The organism is Psychrobacter sp. SHUES1, from assembly GCF_001652315.1.
GTDB lineage: Bacteria > Pseudomonadota > Gammaproteobacteria > Pseudomonadales > Moraxellaceae > Psychrobacter > Psychrobacter faecalis.
In genome coordinates this window covers 13,805-29,266 of record NZ_LXWA01000056.1, presented here as the reverse complement: position 1 = coordinate 29,266, position 15,462 = coordinate 13,805, and the positions used below count along the sequence as shown (strand labels likewise).

Below are 15,462 nucleotides of genomic sequence, written 5' to 3'. Positions count from 1 at the left end.
TTACAAACGCCACTCAGAGCCAACATGAAAGAGGATAGACCCAAACCTGTGGTAAGGCGGCTAATGAAAGCCCGCCGTATCGTTGAAACAGTCATTGGTCAGCTATCAGAACGATTTAATATACAAAGGGTACGAGCAAGAGATTTATGGCATTTGTCTCATCGATTGATTCGTAAAATCCTGTCACACAATCTGTGCTTTGTACTCAACAAAAAACTTGGTAATCCGCCTCTTCAGTTTGATTTGCTTATTTCAAGTTGAGAGTGGGGTAAATAACTATAAGTAATTAGAATTCTTATTAATTACTGGCTTTTGGGTCTAAGGCAGTACCACGACTGACATCATCACCATCTGGTAAGACATCATCGTTATTGCGATCTAATGGGTTTAAATCTGGGTCAATTGGTCTGCTATTCGATGTCGGTATCGAACTCTTCGGTGCAGGTAAATTGTTCCCTGTACGGTCATCACTGTCAGGCATTAGATCATCATTGTTACTGTCTAATGGATTTAAGTCTGGATCGAGCGCACCGTTACTAATCGCCACGCCATCATTGGCCATTGCCGTTTCATCATAGACGACGAACTCGATACGGCGGTTACGGAAACGACCTTGCTCTGTAGCGTTATCAGCGATTGGATCTGTCTCGCCCATACCTTTGGTCATAAGCTTACTTGGATCCGCACCTTGCGCAACCAGATAATCTTTCATCGATTGCGCGCGCTCTTGTGACAACTTCATATTATAAGCGGCATCGGCGGTTTTATCGGTATGGCCGATAATCATCAGCTTCATATCTGGCACTTGTTCCATAATCTGAACAGCATTGTCCAATAATGGCTTGTTAGCTTCTGGAATAATAGCTTTATCTACTTCAAAGTTCACGACTTGCAGGCTCAGCGCGCGAGCCACATCACGAGGATCTGGGTCTTGACCAAGGTTCTGCATCGCCGCTTGTGATGCTGCTAAACTGCGATCAATCTCGCTTTGTTCATCGAGCGGACCTTCTGCTTGTACCGTCATAGCTGGCGCTGCGGCTTGTAAATCAGCAACCAATTTATCTAATGCTGCTGAATCTGGCGCATTGACCGTAATAGTGTCGCCTTTGATCAGCATACTGGCATTGGGCACATTTTTGACGATTGGCAAAATAGAAGAAAGCTGAGCGGCAGCTGGCATATCTATCGAGAAGTTATCATCGACATCGGCGCGGCAATTATTGGCTTCATCACCAAATGCCGCTGTCAACGCGTCCATCACGTTGCCTTGTAGCGTCTCGTTACCAACGTTCATACGGCAGGCATATAATCCACTATTTTCACCAGTCGCAATACGTAGTGAAGCCGGTTCTATATCAGCTGCAACCACTGTTTGTCCGTCATTAGCCGCTTGCTGCTCAGTGGCAACTGGCGTACCGACTGGCTCAGGATTGTCTTGACACCCTCTAAGTAGCGCCCACGCCAAGGCGCCTAAGATAATCAAACCGATAATCGGTAGCAGCGCTTTCATAAAGCTGCCTTTTTCTTCCTCTTCACGGCGAATAGGCGCAGTGCTCACGGTATCAGACATATGCGCTCCAGCTGGTGCGGCAATCATACCTGCAGGCAGAACGGCGCTTGCCCATGCCGGAATATGGTGCTGATAACTAGCAAGATTGTCATTTAAAAACTGGGGCACAGGCGTGGTTCCGGCCAAGCTTTTGATTTCGTGATATGCTAACGGTGCGGCCATCGCAATCAAACCACGGGCTGCGGTCACATCAACGTTATGTTTACCCGCAAGCTCACGGGCAATTTGGTCGCGGTGAGCGCCATCGGTCCATACGCGGTCATAAAACCCTTGGTCATCACGGGCGATATTTTCATTAGCAAAACGTGTATAAGTCGTATTGTCTGCCAAGCGCGCGGCAAAAATAGCATAAAATTGCTCAAGTAAGTTCTGCTTAGCGGGATTGCGATCATCGCCTAGTACTGCAGGGCTAACCGTCCGCGTTAAGTGACTGATAATATCCATAATGTCATTCCTCAATAATTGTTATTCTAAATAATTGTTTTGCACTAAACTGCATTCTCAAAAAACTGAAAAGTTAATAGTACTGATATTTCTTAATAACGATATTTTTTAATATTAATATTTATATCAGCATTTAATAAACACTAGGTATTAAAAAGCGGCTTAATAAATATCAGCACTATCCATATTCAACTTTTGTCATTATAAAAGTATTAAGGCGGTATTCTCAATCGATGGGCTGTTGTGCAATTGCTACGTTAAGTAATGTTTCAGTTGTGACACGTAACTGCGAAGTCTTTACAGTACAAATTACTAACATACCCATTATATCTGGAAATGACTGTCTATCTTTTTAGGCAAAAATAAAAAGGAGGATAGTCAATGATTGATCCTACCGTCCTTTAGCTCATTATTTGTTAGGCGTTTTAAACTATCATCTGACTTGCGCAGGCTCTGCCACGATAACGCTATTTGCCATATCGTCTACTTCTGATTCTGAAAAAGGTCCCGGTGGCCGCGTCGATGCAGGACGGTCATTGCTTCTAGGCTCATTAGCTCTAGGCGGATTATTAAAATCGCTATTGCGTGCCGGTGCAGGCGTCACGCTATCACCGGTGATGTCATCAGAAGCTTGATAGTCGTTATTATTATTTGCATTACTGTTATTCATATTATTAGTGCCAGCGTACTGGTCATTTATGCTGCTTCCATCTTGAGCAAACTGATTGTTTGCAGCGTTCATCGCCATATTATCGGCCCCTATACCGTTTTCTGCACTATTCGGCAATGGTAGCGGCGCGGTACTATCTACCATTATCGCTGGTGCCAAAGTACGGATTTCAGTGGTCAATCTTTGTAGCTGCATACCATCCGGCGCTTCTATTGTCATACGGACATTTTGCAACTGTAGACGGGCAAATGGTGTCGCTCTTAATAATGTCAGGATATTAGGCAGTGCTTCAATAGGCATATTGGCAATATTGTTAGCCACGCCTTCTTGTACCGTAAACTGACACATCCCTGCCTGCTCGCCAAAACTGCTATTGAGCGCTTGTTGCAGCGTGCTTTGTAGCGCGGCGTCACCGACGGAGGCGCTACAGGTATAAAGACTGCCGCTATTATCCACACCAACGATAAGCGTAGCGGGCGTCAACACCTGCGCGGTTGGCTCAGCGACAGGCGCTACCACAGCAGGTGCAGTCACCACTGGCTCTACGGGCGGGACTACATTAGGCTTAATTAAAAATGCCCATACCAATCCAATCGCTGCGATGGCGGCCAATAATAAAAACACCCGTATTAATAAGTCATTACGTTGGTTGCGGGTTCGTACTTTTTCGCGCTTTAAACTGCTGTTATCTGCTAAGTGATGCTCAGCAGGATTGGCATGAATAGCGCTCGCAGCTAGGCTGTTATCGAAGCTTTCACTAGCAAGTTCTGTTGCCACGTTTGGTTGTTTTATCAAGTTCGCAGAAGGACTTACTACGCTTGCTTCAGTAGCATCTTTATTTAATAAAACGGTTTCTGTCGCAGCATTGACTATGGCGTTTTGATAATCAAACAACTCATCAGGGTTATCTTGTGCGACGGTAATGAGCGGTGCTGCCCATATTGGCAGGTAATGGCGCAGTGAGGGCTGCTCACTTTGTAAAAATGCTGGTAAAAACTGCCCGTTGGCCATGACCTTAAGCTCACGATAAGCCAGTGGCGCGGCATTCATGATGAGCTTTGTGGTAGTCAGCTCATCAATATGATGGGTCACTGCCAGCTCTTCGATAATGGTTTGGCGCGCTTGGGGCTTGCCATAATTGTTCAAATAATGGCGTCTCTACTATATTTTCATTAGCAATTGGCTCATCATCACGCAATAACTGCGAGTAAATTTGCGGCAATGCCAAACGCGCCGCCAAAATGGCATAAAACTGCTCCAATAAGCTGACATAAGACACGCTGCCGTTATCGACAGGATGACCATCAATAACCTGTTCATTATTAATCTGGCTAACTAAGACGGCTGGGGTCACTATCTGCTCTAATTGGTCGATGATATTCATAAGTTCCAGCCTTTATCGGCGTTAATTTAAGATATGGGACAGCGATTCTTTTTTTGACTTCGGTTTTATACGCTGTAGACTGTAGCACGCCCATAAAAATGCGCGCTTAACAGGTCAACATTTAGTCAACACTTAGTTGATACTTAACAAGCTAATATTGGCATATAAATTGCCTATCATTTTTAATCTTTTTTTGGCGGTGTTCTAAAAAGTATGCTGGCGGTAAAAGGCAATAGGAAATCTAAGCTAAGTTCTCTGATTTTATAAAGCTTTCAAGGCTTCAAAAATTGTTCAAATTTTAATCAGTATGCTTTTTGGCACATCACCAGCAAAAGAAGGTTTTGATAGGTGTCTATGTGGAGCTTTTAAAACGTACATATGAAAGCTGCAATATTGATCTTGGTTTAAATTGCTTGGCACGTTTGCCGCACTATATTATCGAAAGAACTGAGCTTCACTCATATACTCATATACTCATATACTCATATACTCATATTATTTTGCAGAAAAGTGATTATGAATGCAACATAATGGTTATTATTGAGCCTTACTGCATTAAGTCGATTTTTATATGAGACTGTGATACTTTTAGATAAAGATCAAAAGACGTAGTTTTGCTTTTTTATTGTCCTATCCTCTCAGAATGTTAGATCTCCAACAATCCTGAGGCAGTTTATTTCTCTAACCCCAACCTTGTTGACGATTACGTACGTAAGGTAGAAGTGAAGCCAATGCCAATACTGCTAATATTACACCAATCCATAAGCCTGAACGTAAACCATAACCATTTGTAATTGCTACACCACCTATATATGAACCACCACCTAAACCAATATTAATTACTGAGGTGTGCACTGCATTGACCATAGGACCCGGATGCGCAACACTGACAATCCTTGCCATCATTGCCGGGTTCATTGGCACGCCAGATAATCCAATCAAAATGATTGCAAGGATCGCTACAGTTTTGTATTCAGCGAAGATTGCAAAAGCAAATAAAGATATGCTTAATACGGTTAGACCAACGAGCATAATTTTAAGGCTATGATTATGTGCTAAACGACCAGTAATCGTATTACCTACAATATTTGAAAACCCAAATGCCATTAAAATGAAAGGTACGACATGCATGCTAAATCCAGTTATATCGACCAAAACAGGGACGAAATAACTAAATGCAGCAAAGCTTGCGCCTAAAATCAAACAACTTGTTACGCAGGCTTTCCAGTAAGCTTTATTTTTAAAGGCCTTGATCTCTTCTTCCATTCTCAGCTGTCCACCACCTGACACTTCAGGTAAAAGACGTACTAAAGCGATAAGAGAAACGAATACCAATACAGCGACTAAGCCAAAAGTAATGCGCCAACCCCATTGTTGATCAATCATCGTCGCAAGAGGAACACCAAACACATTAGAAATCATAAAGCCACCAATAACGATTGCTGCTGCTCGAGGCTTATTATGATTAGGTACCATGGCCATACTTATAGCAAGAGAAAGACTTAAACAACCTGCACATAAGACCCCCGTGATAAAACGGATCGCAATTAAAATAGCATGGCTGGAGATAAAGGCGCTTAAACCTTGAACCACTACATATAGTGTATTAAATACAAAAATGTTATAAGTTAAAATAACTCAACAGATATCCTCAATTATCATGACTTACTCCCTAGACTATCGCAAACAAGTTCTTAAAAGCTTAGCAGATGGCATGACCTTTGCCGAGGCAGCCTCTTTTTATGACATTAGTCCAACCACCATTCAAAAGTGGAAGAAACGGCTGCATAGTAAGAGCACTCGCAATGTTACGCCATCAAAAATACCGGATGATGCCCTACGCAAAGACGTTGAGCGTTACCCTGATGACTATCACTATGAGAGAGCAAGACGGTTCAACTGTACTGCCCCAGCCATTTGTGAGGCTTTAAAACGTCTTGGCATCAGTCAAAAAAAAGACCTTAGAGCATCCAAAAGCTTGCCCAATAAAGAGAGCGGAGTATCAGAGTAAGCTTGATAACTTTAAACAGCAAGGCTATCCCATTGTCTATATGGACGAAAGTGGCTTTGAGGCTGAAACCATTCGTCCTTATGGCTATGCACCGATAGGTAAACCCTGTATCGACAGCTACAACTGGCAGGCAAAAAAGCGAACCAACGTCATTGGTGCTCTATATAAAAAGATGCTGTTTGCGCTGGATTACTTTGAGCAGAACATTAACAGTAATATATTCTATCAGTGGTGCAAACAGACACTAATCCCAAGTCTTAAAACCAAATGCGTGATTGTGATGGATAACGCCAGATTTCATAAGAGCAAGCGCATTCAAAAACTACTGAACAGGCATGGTCATCGTATTCTATGGCTGCCGCCGTACAGCCCAGACTTAAACCCTATCGAGAAGAAGTGGGCTCAAGTGAAGTTTTTACGCCAAGGCTGGATGGAAAATGACTTATCTAAATTGTTTTATGATATTTGTTCTAGCCATAACACTTTTGCTTTGAACTGACTATAGAGCGCTAAAAGAATCAGCAATACTTTTCGATATTGAACTTTATATTTGAGAAAAAAGTAGGTGAGTACAGGTCCACCCAACATGACACCAAAGGCATAATATGAAATTAAATGTCCAACGTCACCTACACTGATCCCAAAGGCCTGGGATAAAGTGGCGGTCATACCAGCGACCATCAATTCTGCTGTACCAACGGCAAAAATAGCCAGACCTAATATATATACTGCTAATGGCATTTTTTAATACATTCCTATTTATTTAACGATCATTACAAAATTAAAGAATTTAATTTACTTTCCATTTATGATGCAGTTACAAGTTGGCTAAGAGGCCATTAACCACATCTTCCAGAAAGCTTTTATCTGAAGTGTTTTTATTAAGTACACGCAAACCGTAGTAGCCAGCTAAAAAACCTCGCGCCATTTCAAGAGCTGAGGCTCTGGTACTAAATTCCCCATTTGCTTGTCCTTCGACAAATACTGTGAGCAGCGAGTTCTCTAGGCGTTGTCGATACTCTAGATTCAAGCTTGAAACAACCTGATCTTTATCTCCTATTTCCAAAGCAGAGAATAAGACCATGGCTTCGCGCTGTTCCGATTGTGAAAGATCTTCAGCAATCCCCCAAAGTAAAAGAGATCGTAGTCGTTCTTTGAACAGCCCTGGCTGTGTGAGAATAGATAATTGTGCAGCCATGGTTTGTTCATGGCTACGCAACAAGGCTTGTTCATATAAGGCTTGTTTGCTACCAAAGGCGTTATATAGACTTCCTCGCCCTAATCCAGTAACATCACATAAATTTTGCGCAGAAGTACCTGCGTAGCCATTACTACTAAATACAGTTATGGCTGCGTCAATGATTTCTTTATCTTCAAACTGTCTAGGACGGCCTGAAGAATTGGATTTGTCATCACTCATGTATGAGCCTGAGTGGAAGTGAACTTAGGGGAATACTAAATATTATGGAACGATTTGTCAAATATTAAATTAAGTTTTAGAAAGTAGTTTAATTATGGGATATAAATCCTAATCAATGTACTTAGTGAGTTGGTTTTTAAGTACTTTGATGAGGTTCTTAGAAAAGGTTTCGGGTGTAGATAATACACTTGGAATTAATAATAGAGCCTTTCCCAAACTTTGTGTAACTACCATATAGTATAAGTAGTTAAACACTTTGAACCGCCCCGACTATATCGGAGAGTGATTTACTTGAGTCAGGCAGCGATGCCTGACAGGGTTAAATTATCGTAATACCGCTTTTCAAACTCAAAGGGTGACACATAACCAATCGTGCTATGCAGTCGTATTTTATTAAACCAGTCCACCCATTCAAGGGTTGCCAGTTCAACATCATTGATACCAGTCCAGTTCTCCTTTAAATAGTCAATTACCTCAGATTTATAGAGTCCATTGACCGTTTCAGCCAGTGCATTATCGTATGAATCACCAGTCGTGCCGACAGAAGCGATGATACCAGAGTCACACATTTTGTCAGTATAGCGAATGGATAAGTACTGAACCCCTCGATCGCTGTGATGAATCACATCTTTGGGATGGTTCCTATCTGCTATCGCCTGATTTAGCGCAGCCATAACCATATCGGTATTCATGCGATTAGATACTTTCCAACCGACAATACTACGGGCAAACACGTCAATAATAAAAGCGGTATACACCCAGCCGCTTATCGTCTTGATATAAGTAAAGTCTGCCACCCAGAGCTGGTTAGGGCGATGAGCGCTAAAGTTACGATTAACTAGGTCATCAGCGCGCTTTTGGTCATCACGGCTGTGAGTTGTTATTTTACCCTTACCGCGCCAGACACCTTGTAGGCCATGCTGTCTCATTAAACGCTCTATGGTACAACGAGCAACCTTTAACCCGTCAGCTTTCATCTGCTGCCATACTTTACGCGCACCGTAACGGCATTTGCTGTCCTGCCAGATACGTTTAATCTCGCTGATGTAAAAGTCGTCATGTTGACTGCGCAGTGAGCGTTTTTCAGGGTAGCTCTCCAAGTCTTTAGCACGGTGATAGGTTGATGGGGCAATCGGTAATACTCTACAGATCAGCTCGACCCCATAATTATTCTTATGATCGTCGATGAATTCAATCATGATTTTAGTCAGCGGTCGAGCTCCGCCTGGGCGAAAAAAGCGGCAGCCTTACGTATGATTTCATTAGCTTGCTTAAGTTCTTTATTCTCGCGTTCAAGCTCTTTAATACGTTGATCTTGGCTTTGAGCTTGTACCGACGCAGGAACGGTTTGATCGTTGTATTTTTTATGCCATGATCGTAGGGTTTCAGGCGTACAGCCAATCTTAGGAGCAATGGCTTGAATAGCTGACCATGTGGAGGGATAGTCGCCTGACGCTTCAATAAGCATGCGAACGGCGCGTTCTTTAATCTCAGGAGTGTAGGTTTGTTTTTTCATTGTCGTATTCTCTCAGAATGTTGAGTCTCCGACAATCCCGGGGCGGTTCACTTTTTAGGAAGGTCCCACACCGAACCAATCAGGCGCTTCCACTGGTTCGGTACCCTAGTGAGGACTTGGATACTAACCTGTAGCCTAGATTATTTGAATAGACATAGCCTCTAAGAGTGGAACAGTGTACATCTAAGTTTACTAGCTAACTCCGGTTCAATGATTTTTAACCATGCTATCTAGGGTCAACATACTATTATTCCTTATGCCCTCTAGCATCTGCAATATACCGAAATTAATATCACTGGAGAAAAAAGCATCTGGCATTATATCGCACCATCAAAAAACCATTATGTTCTGAATATTTGCGCTTCAGAATATAAACCACAAAGTCAGCACGCGCGAACAAGACATTCACTGTCCACTTTGTTGCCAAGCTAGCTAGAAAGTATAAAGCTATTGGAATCTCTATTTATGAATAAAGAAACAAGCAATCAGCACTATTTTACCGTGTGGCGATGGCATTTTTATGCAGGAATATTTGTTGTCCCTTTTTTAATTATTTTATCTTGTACCGCACTTGGTATGTTGGTTATGTCTAACACAGTGGGACGAGACAATGACCGTTTAAGCATTACTGTTCCCGAAACAGCAATGCAAGCGCCCCTCGCTACCCAAGCTAAAAACGCGCTCAATACCTTACCCAATAGTACCCTCGTTAAATATATCGCCCCTCGTGATACGGATAAGGTAGCTCTGTTTCAGGTAACATCAGAAGACCATGACAATATGGTAGCCGTCAATCCTTATACTGCAGATATCGTCAACAGTACACCCAGCAATAGCAATCTGTATTATACCTTTGACAGTATTCATGGTGATTTGCTGCTGGGTAAAGTCGGTGATTATATTCAAGAAACGACTGCTTCATTAACAATTCTAATGATACTAACTGGCTGGTATTTGTGGTGGCATAAGCGTAAATCTGTCAAAGCGATGTTGATTCCTGACGATACCAATCTAAAGAAAAAGCGTTCCTTTTTCCGGACGATCCACGCGACATTAGGCAGTTGGATATCTGTTTTGCTATTGTTTTTCTGTATTTCGGGAATGGCTTGGGCAGGAATTTGGGGTGAGCGCATTGTACAGTCGTGGAGTCACTTCCCTGCGGGTAAATGGGGCGTCGCGCCAATGCCAATCTCGATTGACCACAGTCAGAATCATGCTGATATGCATATGGATAACGCCGATGCCGCGCCGCACGTCCATGGCGCAACAGCAGCCACAGCTCACACACATGGCAGCGTATTAAATTCAGGAAAGACTAAAGACGTGCCTTGGGTACTAGAGTTAACACCAATGCCAGAATCAGGTACGACTATGGGTAAAAACGGTATTGCGCCCAATATACCCATTATGATTGTTACCGTAGATCGATTTGCTCGTGAGCTTGGTTTTGTAGGGCGTTATCAGTTGAATCTACCGCAAGGGGAGACAGGCGTATGGACGATTAGCCAAGATTCAATGAGCTACGATATGAAAAGCCCAACGGCTGATCGCACCGTGCATATTGACCGCTATTCGGGCAAGGTTTTGGCTGATATACGGTTCGATGATTACAATGCGTTTGGTAAATTTATGGCAGCGGGTGCTGCCATACACATGGGGACGCTGGGGTGGTGGAGTGTATTAGCCAACGTTTTATTCTGCCTCTCTGTTATTGCCATTTGTGTGAGTGGTTATGTGATGTGGTGGCAACGCTGTCCTCGTCAAACTAACGACATGACTGGACTCAATCCACCAGCTCGTAGTCAGCGTTTTACTATAGGGTGGACGCTTGCCATTCCGTTACTTATTGTCGCTATCATATTCCCAACGGCAATCATTGCTATTGTTGTCATCGCTTTATTAGATTTTTTATTGATATCGCGTGTTAAATTTTTACGCAAGCTACTGAAGTAAGTATCTTTAATAGATTCTACTGTTATAGGCTATAGCCTCAAAGAAGCCTGACTAGATACTTTCTTATTGACTTGTAACATAGACATGTTAATGTGAGCGTTCTTTGGGGAGTAGCCTGCTTTCGTTCTGCGAAAGAGTTCGTGTCAACATGCTTGGCCATATGCCATGGTACGAACACCTCTCGGTTGGCGAGACCATCGATATATCCACACTGTAGGTCGAGAGTGTGCGTATGTCGTTGACTCTATACTCGGCCTGAGAAAATCACATGAATCCTATTGCACTTTCATTACTTGCTTTTTCTATGTCTACTGATGCCTTTTCTGTGGCGATTGGTAAAGGCGCAAGTCTTAAAAACCCCCGTTTTACCGAAGCGTTAAGAATGGGTGTCATCTTTGGCTCTATTGAAGCGATTACCCCTATCATTGGCTGGTTAATTGGCCGTTCTGCTACCTCTTTTATCGATGCCTCTTTTATTGAAGCATGGGACCATTGGGTCGCATTCGTCATTCTATTAGGCTTAGGGCTGCACATGCTGTATGCAGGGCTAAAACCGGATAATGAAGAACAAGAAGCCCCCTCAAGACATTCGTTTCTCAAACTTGCTGTTGCTGCTTTTGGTACTAGTATCGATGCGATGGCTGTCGGTATTAGTCTTGCATTTATAGAAGTTAATATTCTACTAGCAGCAAGCTTGATTGGGTTGGCGACGGCCACCATGGTCACGTTTGGCGTGATGCTTGGAAAAGTACTGGGATCACTCATCGGCCATAAAGCAGAAATGTTCGGCGGCTTAATGCTAATTGCCATCGGTGGGTGGATTCTATTCAGCCATTTTTAATTGCAAAAGCCTATATGTGACCTGATAATTTAGTCCTCTTTATTATTTTCTTATCAGCTGCATCCAACAAGTCAGCCGCATGGTCAGCGACTGGCTCAAGGAAATCTCTTTTACTACGTATCCATGTTAAAAGTGGCATATTTACCCCATTCAATTTGAACTCATTATATCCACTCAATACACATTCGAACGCAACATCACATTAGATGACAAACAAGCGCGCTATTATGACCTGTCTGCGTTGGGTAATAGGGATAGAAACACATCGAGGACAGCGGCTCATTTCTATGGTGGCAACGGCTTTACGACTGGCGTCTATTTACCACTATTAACCAAGCTCAGTGCGCAATTTGCTATCACCAGTCTTGCCATGCGCGGCTACTGGCACGATTTACCATCCGTCAAGAAGCTTACCTGCGAGCAAGATGCCAATATATTGATTGATTTTTTAGAGAAGACACAAGACAGCCCTATCGTCGGTATTGGACATTCTCAAGGTGCTACCGCCACTGCCATCGCCGCAGCCAAACGTCCAGAGCTGTTCTCAGAGCTTTACTTGATAGAGCCTGTGACTTTTACCAAATCGCAAACCCTCATGATGAACGCTGCGCCTGACGACTTAAAGATTGGTCAAGAACCGTTCAAAAGCACGTTAGCCAAGCAAACGAACTGGGAGAGTATTGAGTTATACTACGACTATCTACGGGCGCATCGCGCATTCAAGCGTATCAATGACGATCATCTTTATACTTTTGCAAAAAACAGTCTTGTCCAAAATGAGCAAGAGCAATACAGCTTACTGTTCGCCCCTAAGCAAGAGTTGGCAAGCTACTTTGACACTCCTTTTGTCAATGATGCTTTAAAAGAGCTCAACGACCTTGATGTACCCTACACCATTATCATTGGCAAACCTTCCATATTTATTAGCAATGAGGTTCGTAAAGTTTGGGAAGATCTCGTCCCGTTGAACGCATCATTGAGTTATCAGACAATGGACATCTTCTGCCAATAGAAGCACCTGAACGGTGTGTGACTATCATTATAAGAAGGTTCAGCAGTAATACACCCAGTTCTTCATAGCTACAAAGTGAAAAATATGTCTAGGGCGTGTCTTCATTTTAAAAATGGTGATAAAAATGAGATAAATTGCAGTCAAACAAGGAAAATAGCGCCGTTAATATCGGGATATTACCTAGCTATTTGATGAAGTTTGGCAAAATTTAGCCATTTTTAGCCCATTTAGATGTCCATCGATTAAATTGAAGTCATGCCCTAGTAATAATCAATATATATGAGCTACTGAGCCTCTTTAGGCTCAGACTTGCTACTCGCATAAATAAAATAAAGCGCGATTGCCAAACAAACCAAAGCACTGATTCGACTACCTGAAAGGCTAATGACCTCATTACCAAGCAAACCAAAATTATCAATTAATACACTCATACTCAGCTGACCAAAAATAACGGCTACCGTTGCCACAGCAGTTCCAATACGCTGGACCGCAACCACCATAATGACAATATAAGGAACACCACACAAAGCGCCAAGTAGTTGCCACTTAGGCACATCCATCAAAGTGACCGTATGACTTGGTTCAAAAAAGAAAATAAGCAAAGCGGTCACAACCGCACCCACAGAAAAGGTTAAAAAAGCACTTTTAAACACCCCAACGTTGCTGCCAAGGCGACCATTTAATGCTGCTTGAACACTTAAAGCCGCGCCGCCAATTATTGCCAATACAATCATTAAAATAAGCATCATTTAGATTATCCTTTTGCCATAAAAATAAGTGCGGCAATAATGAAAAATAAAGCAATAATTCGTTTGTTGTCTATTTTTCGCTCTATGGTATCAAACAAACCATAATGATCTATGAGTAAACTCTGAAACACTTGTCCAGCCAGTATGCCAATCATCGTCAGCGCAATGCCAATGACAGGCGTGACCACGGTTAATACCACAACATAAACAGGCCCCAAAATACCACCAACCAGCAGTAAAGGCGGCTGTGAAAAAAAGGAAGGGCTATCTCGCGGACTAAAAAACAACATCAAAAAGAATGTCAGAGCAGCGCCAACGCCAAAAATACTCAACGTTGCCCACAGCTCGCCTACCTCATTTCCTAAAGGTCCAAGTAATCCCGCTTCAACAGATAATCCCATGCCCCCTAAAACAACAATAAGTATTAATAAAATTTGCATGTAATAATCCTCAATGAGCAATGCGGCGTAGTGTACCGCAGCCTATACCCATTAAAAAACGCTATAATATAGAAATAACCTTTGCATAAGTTGCACAAATGGATACAGTGGATAGCATCAACATAAAAACTCTATTATTTTTTATAGAGGTTTTTGACGCTCAGAGTTTTTCTGTAGTGGCGCGAAAAGAAGGTGTGTCAGCTTCTAAAGTGTCTCGTATTATCAAACAGCTAGAAGACTCTTTAGGGCAACAGCTTTTTCATCGCAATACACGTGCCGTCATTCCGACTGAAGCGGGACATGTGTTTATGCGCTATGCAAAATCCATGACTGAAAGCATGAATGCGGCACAACAGGAACTTCAAGACAGGACTTTAGAACCAGGTGGTTTAATCAGAATCAACGCCCCTATTTTTTTTGGACAACGCCATATCGCACCTTGGCTGCCGCAGCTTAGTGCTCAATATCCTAGATTACAGATAGATTTGACGTTAACGGATGACTTTATTGATCCTCATCATTACGCAACAGACGTTATTTTTAGAATCGGTACTTTAAATGACTCGACCTTTCATGCGCGTATTTTTGGTGAGCAAACCTATCATCTTGTCGCTTCTCCGGCGTATATAAGCACACATGGTAAATTGCAAGTGCCAGCAGATCTGACGCATCATAAATGCCTAGTGTATAAGGGCTCAACAGGACCCAATCGTTGGCTTTTTAAAACAGGAAATGAAGATTGGACGCCATTCTTAGCGCCTGCTTTGTTGATGTCTAATAATGCAGAATCTTTATTGGTATCTGCACTCAAAGGAATGGGAATCGTGCTTTTTCCAGATTGGCTTATCGGTGAGTACTTGAAGAGTGGTGAGCTTATTAAGCTATTGCCTAATTATAGTACGGCAGTCAAAACCACACCTCAGCATGTCGCTGCTCTCTATCCTCATACTCGTCACATTTCTCTAAATGTAAGAACGCTAATTGATTATTTTGCCAAGGTTTATGGCACTCCTCTTTATTGGCAACTCAATTAAACGGCCATAACGGTGTTTGTCAACATAGTTGTCACTATTTACGAAAGAGATGCACATGAGAGAATAATGATGCATATATTCTCTGATAAAAATGCGCATAATAAATTCTCAAGTATTATCTATGACATGCTGCTGGCCATTTGCTCGGCCAGTTTTTTAAGGTCAGATTGAGTAGTCATTGCTTATTCTTCGGTTATTGGATTATAAGCAGTTACACACTTTTTAGGAAAGGCTCTCAAACTCAAAAGGCGATACATAGCCCAATGCACTGTGTATACGCTTTTTATTGAACCGATCTACCCAATTCAATGTCGCAAGTTGTACATTCGCTAAACCTTGCAAATCTGCTTTCAAATATTCAATCACCTCTGTTTTGTATAACCTATGCCCTGTTACAGCCAAAGCATTATCAAGGCCT

The 15,462-nt window shown here is 42.4% G+C and carries 16 protein-coding genes, 1 pseudogene, 1 riboswitch and 1 other annotated feature; of the genes and pseudogenes, 7 read left to right on the top strand and 10 right to left on the bottom strand.

What is annotated here, in order from left to right:
• Window positions 1-261 (top strand): transposase (locus A7325_RS13460; RefSeq protein WP_156508507.1); only part of this gene is annotated, 261 nt, incomplete at its 5' end.
• A gap of 37 nt (window positions 262-298) precedes the next feature.
• Here A7325_RS13460 and A7325_RS07910 read toward each other — a convergent pair.
• From A7325_RS07910 to A7325_RS07900, 4 genes are all read right to left on the bottom strand, one after another.
• The gene (locus A7325_RS07910; RefSeq protein ID WP_082894349.1) at window positions 299-2,014 is read right to left on the bottom strand and encodes an OmpA family protein; all 1,716 of its coding nucleotides are present in this window, start codon (window positions 2,012-2,014) and stop codon (window positions 299-301) included.
• 433 nt (window positions 2,015-2,447) lie between these two features.
• Entirely contained in the window at window positions 2,448-3,830 is a 1,383-nt protein-coding gene (locus tag A7325_RS07905) for a hypothetical protein (protein WP_227514965.1), read from the bottom strand.
• Entirely contained in the window at window positions 3,760-4,068 is a 309-nt protein-coding gene (locus A7325_RS13990; protein ID WP_227514964.1) for a hypothetical protein, read from the bottom strand. Before A7325_RS13990 ends, A7325_RS07905 begins: the two co-directional genes overlap by 71 nt.
• A 681-nt stretch (window positions 4,069-4,749) precedes the next feature.
• Window positions 4,750-5,688: an MFS transporter gene (locus tag A7325_RS07900; protein WP_227514966.1), complete on the bottom strand. Its 939-nt coding sequence runs from the start codon at window positions 5,686-5,688 to the stop codon at window positions 4,750-4,752.
• Between the two features lie 40 nt (window positions 5,689-5,728).
• Between A7325_RS07900 and A7325_RS13845 the strand changes: the two genes are divergently transcribed.
• Complete coding sequence (locus tag A7325_RS13845) at window positions 5,729-6,079, top strand: IS630 transposase-related protein (protein ID WP_068406626.1); 351 nt, start codon at window positions 5,729-5,731, stop codon at window positions 6,077-6,079.
• Window positions 6,006-6,578, top strand: a complete 573-nt coding sequence (locus A7325_RS13725) for an IS630 family transposase (protein ID WP_197488887.1) — start codon at window positions 6,006-6,008, stop codon at window positions 6,576-6,578. The genes A7325_RS13845 and A7325_RS13725 overlap by 74 nt, the downstream gene beginning before the upstream one ends.
• On the opposite strand, the gene A7325_RS07885 is transcribed toward A7325_RS13725, so the two are convergent.
• From A7325_RS07885 to A7325_RS07875, 3 genes are all read right to left on the bottom strand, one after another.
• The gene (locus A7325_RS07885; protein WP_068406621.1) at window positions 6,536-6,820 is read right to left on the bottom strand and encodes an MFS transporter; all 285 of its coding nucleotides are present in this window, start codon (window positions 6,818-6,820) and stop codon (window positions 6,536-6,538) included. The two genes, A7325_RS13725 and A7325_RS07885, sit on opposite strands and share 43 nt — an antisense overlap.
• A 76-nt stretch (window positions 6,821-6,896) precedes the next feature.
• Entirely contained in the window at window positions 6,897-7,499 is a 603-nt protein-coding gene (locus A7325_RS07880) for a TetR/AcrR family transcriptional regulator (protein WP_068406620.1), read from the bottom strand.
• Window positions 7,500-7,795: 296 nt separating this feature from the next.
• Window positions 7,796-9,015 (bottom strand): IS3 family transposase gene (locus A7325_RS07875; RefSeq protein ID WP_413771793.1). Its coding sequence is split into 2 segments (ribosomal slippage): window positions 7,796-8,739 and window positions 8,739-9,015, totalling 1,221 coding nucleotides; the frame shifts between segments, so codons are not numbered across the junction.
• Window positions 8,624-8,740, bottom strand: a sequence feature (AL1L pseudoknot). (Overlaps the previous gene by 117 nt.)
• A gap of 465 nt (window positions 9,016-9,480) precedes the next feature.
• On the opposite strand from A7325_RS07875, the gene A7325_RS07865 reads away from it, so the two are divergent.
• The 3 genes from A7325_RS07865 (at window position 9,481) to A7325_RS07855 (ending at window position 12,821) form a co-directional block, all read left to right on the top strand.
• The gene (locus A7325_RS07865; protein ID WP_068406616.1) at window positions 9,481-10,968 is read left to right on the top strand and encodes a PepSY-associated TM helix domain-containing protein; all 1,488 of its coding nucleotides are present in this window, start codon (window positions 9,481-9,483) and stop codon (window positions 10,966-10,968) included.
• Window positions 10,969-11,061: 93 nt separating this feature from the next.
• A riboswitch (yybP-ykoY riboswitch) is annotated at window positions 11,062-11,187 on the top strand.
• 85 nt (window positions 11,188-11,272) lie between these two features.
• A complete protein-coding gene (locus tag A7325_RS07860; RefSeq protein ID WP_264753702.1) occupies window positions 11,273-11,809 on the top strand; it encodes a manganese efflux pump MntP family protein in 537 nt (178 codons plus the stop codon).
• Window positions 11,810-12,050: 241 nt separating this feature from the next.
• The gene (locus A7325_RS07855; protein ID WP_228706509.1) at window positions 12,051-12,821 is read left to right on the top strand and encodes an alpha/beta fold hydrolase; all 771 of its coding nucleotides are present in this window, start codon (window positions 12,051-12,053) and stop codon (window positions 12,819-12,821) included.
• Window positions 12,822-13,105: 284 nt separating this feature from the next.
• On the opposite strand, the gene A7325_RS07850 is transcribed toward A7325_RS07855, so the two are convergent.
• A complete protein-coding gene (locus tag A7325_RS07850) occupies window positions 13,106-13,567 on the bottom strand; it encodes a DMT family transporter (RefSeq protein WP_068406631.1) in 462 nt (153 codons plus the stop codon).
• Between the two features lie 8 nt (window positions 13,568-13,575).
• Window positions 13,576-14,010, bottom strand: coding sequence for a DMT family transporter (locus A7325_RS07845; protein ID WP_068406610.1), 435 nt, complete (start codon window positions 14,008-14,010; stop codon window positions 13,576-13,578).
• A 98-nt stretch (window positions 14,011-14,108) separates the two neighbouring features.
• Between A7325_RS07845 and A7325_RS07840 the strand changes: the two genes are divergently transcribed.
• Window positions 14,109-15,044: a LysR family transcriptional regulator gene (locus A7325_RS07840; protein WP_068406608.1), complete on the top strand. Its 936-nt coding sequence runs from the start codon at window positions 14,109-14,111 to the stop codon at window positions 15,042-15,044.
• Window positions 15,045-15,266: 222 nt separating this feature from the next.
• On the opposite strand, the pseudogene A7325_RS13455 reads toward A7325_RS07840, so the two are convergent.
• Window positions 15,267-15,455, bottom strand: a pseudogene (locus A7325_RS13455) (integrase core domain-containing protein); the annotation flags it as partial.
• Window positions 15,456-15,462 lie beyond the last annotated feature (7 nt).

What these genes read in the sequence shown, in the direction of transcription:
- A7325_RS07860 (WP_264753702.1), top strand. Translation starts at nt 11,273, where the DNA reads ATGTCTACTGATGCCTTTTCTGTGGCGATTGGTAAAGGCGCAAGTCTT.
- A7325_RS13990 (WP_227514964.1), bottom strand. Translation starts at nt 4,068, where the DNA reads ATGAATATCATCGACCAATTAGAGCAGATAGTGACCCCAGCCGTCTTA.
- A7325_RS07910 (WP_082894349.1), bottom strand. Translation starts at nt 2,014, where the DNA reads ATGGATATTATCAGTCACTTAACGCGGACGGTTAGCCCTGCAGTACTA.
- A7325_RS07850 (WP_068406631.1), bottom strand. Translation starts at nt 13,567, where the DNA reads ATGCTTATTTTAATGATTGTATTGGCAATAATTGGCGGCGCGGCTTTA.
- A7325_RS07845 (WP_068406610.1), bottom strand. Translation starts at nt 14,010, where the DNA reads ATGCAAATTTTATTAATACTTATTGTTGTTTTAGGGGGCATGGGATTA.
- A7325_RS07885 (WP_068406621.1), bottom strand. Translation starts at nt 6,820, where the DNA reads ATGCCATTAGCAGTATATATATTAGGTCTGGCTATTTTTGCCGTTGGT.
- A7325_RS13845 (WP_068406626.1), top strand. Translation starts at nt 5,729, where the DNA reads ATGACTTACTCCCTAGACTATCGCAAACAAGTTCTTAAAAGCTTAGCA.
- A7325_RS07840 (WP_068406608.1), top strand. Translation starts at nt 14,109, where the DNA reads ATGGATACAGTGGATAGCATCAACATAAAAACTCTATTATTTTTTATA.
- A7325_RS07880 (WP_068406620.1), bottom strand. Translation starts at nt 7,499, where the DNA reads ATGAGTGATGACAAATCCAATTCTTCAGGCCGTCCTAGACAGTTTGAA.
- A7325_RS07865 (WP_068406616.1), top strand. Translation starts at nt 9,481, where the DNA reads ATGAATAAAGAAACAAGCAATCAGCACTATTTTACCGTGTGGCGATGG.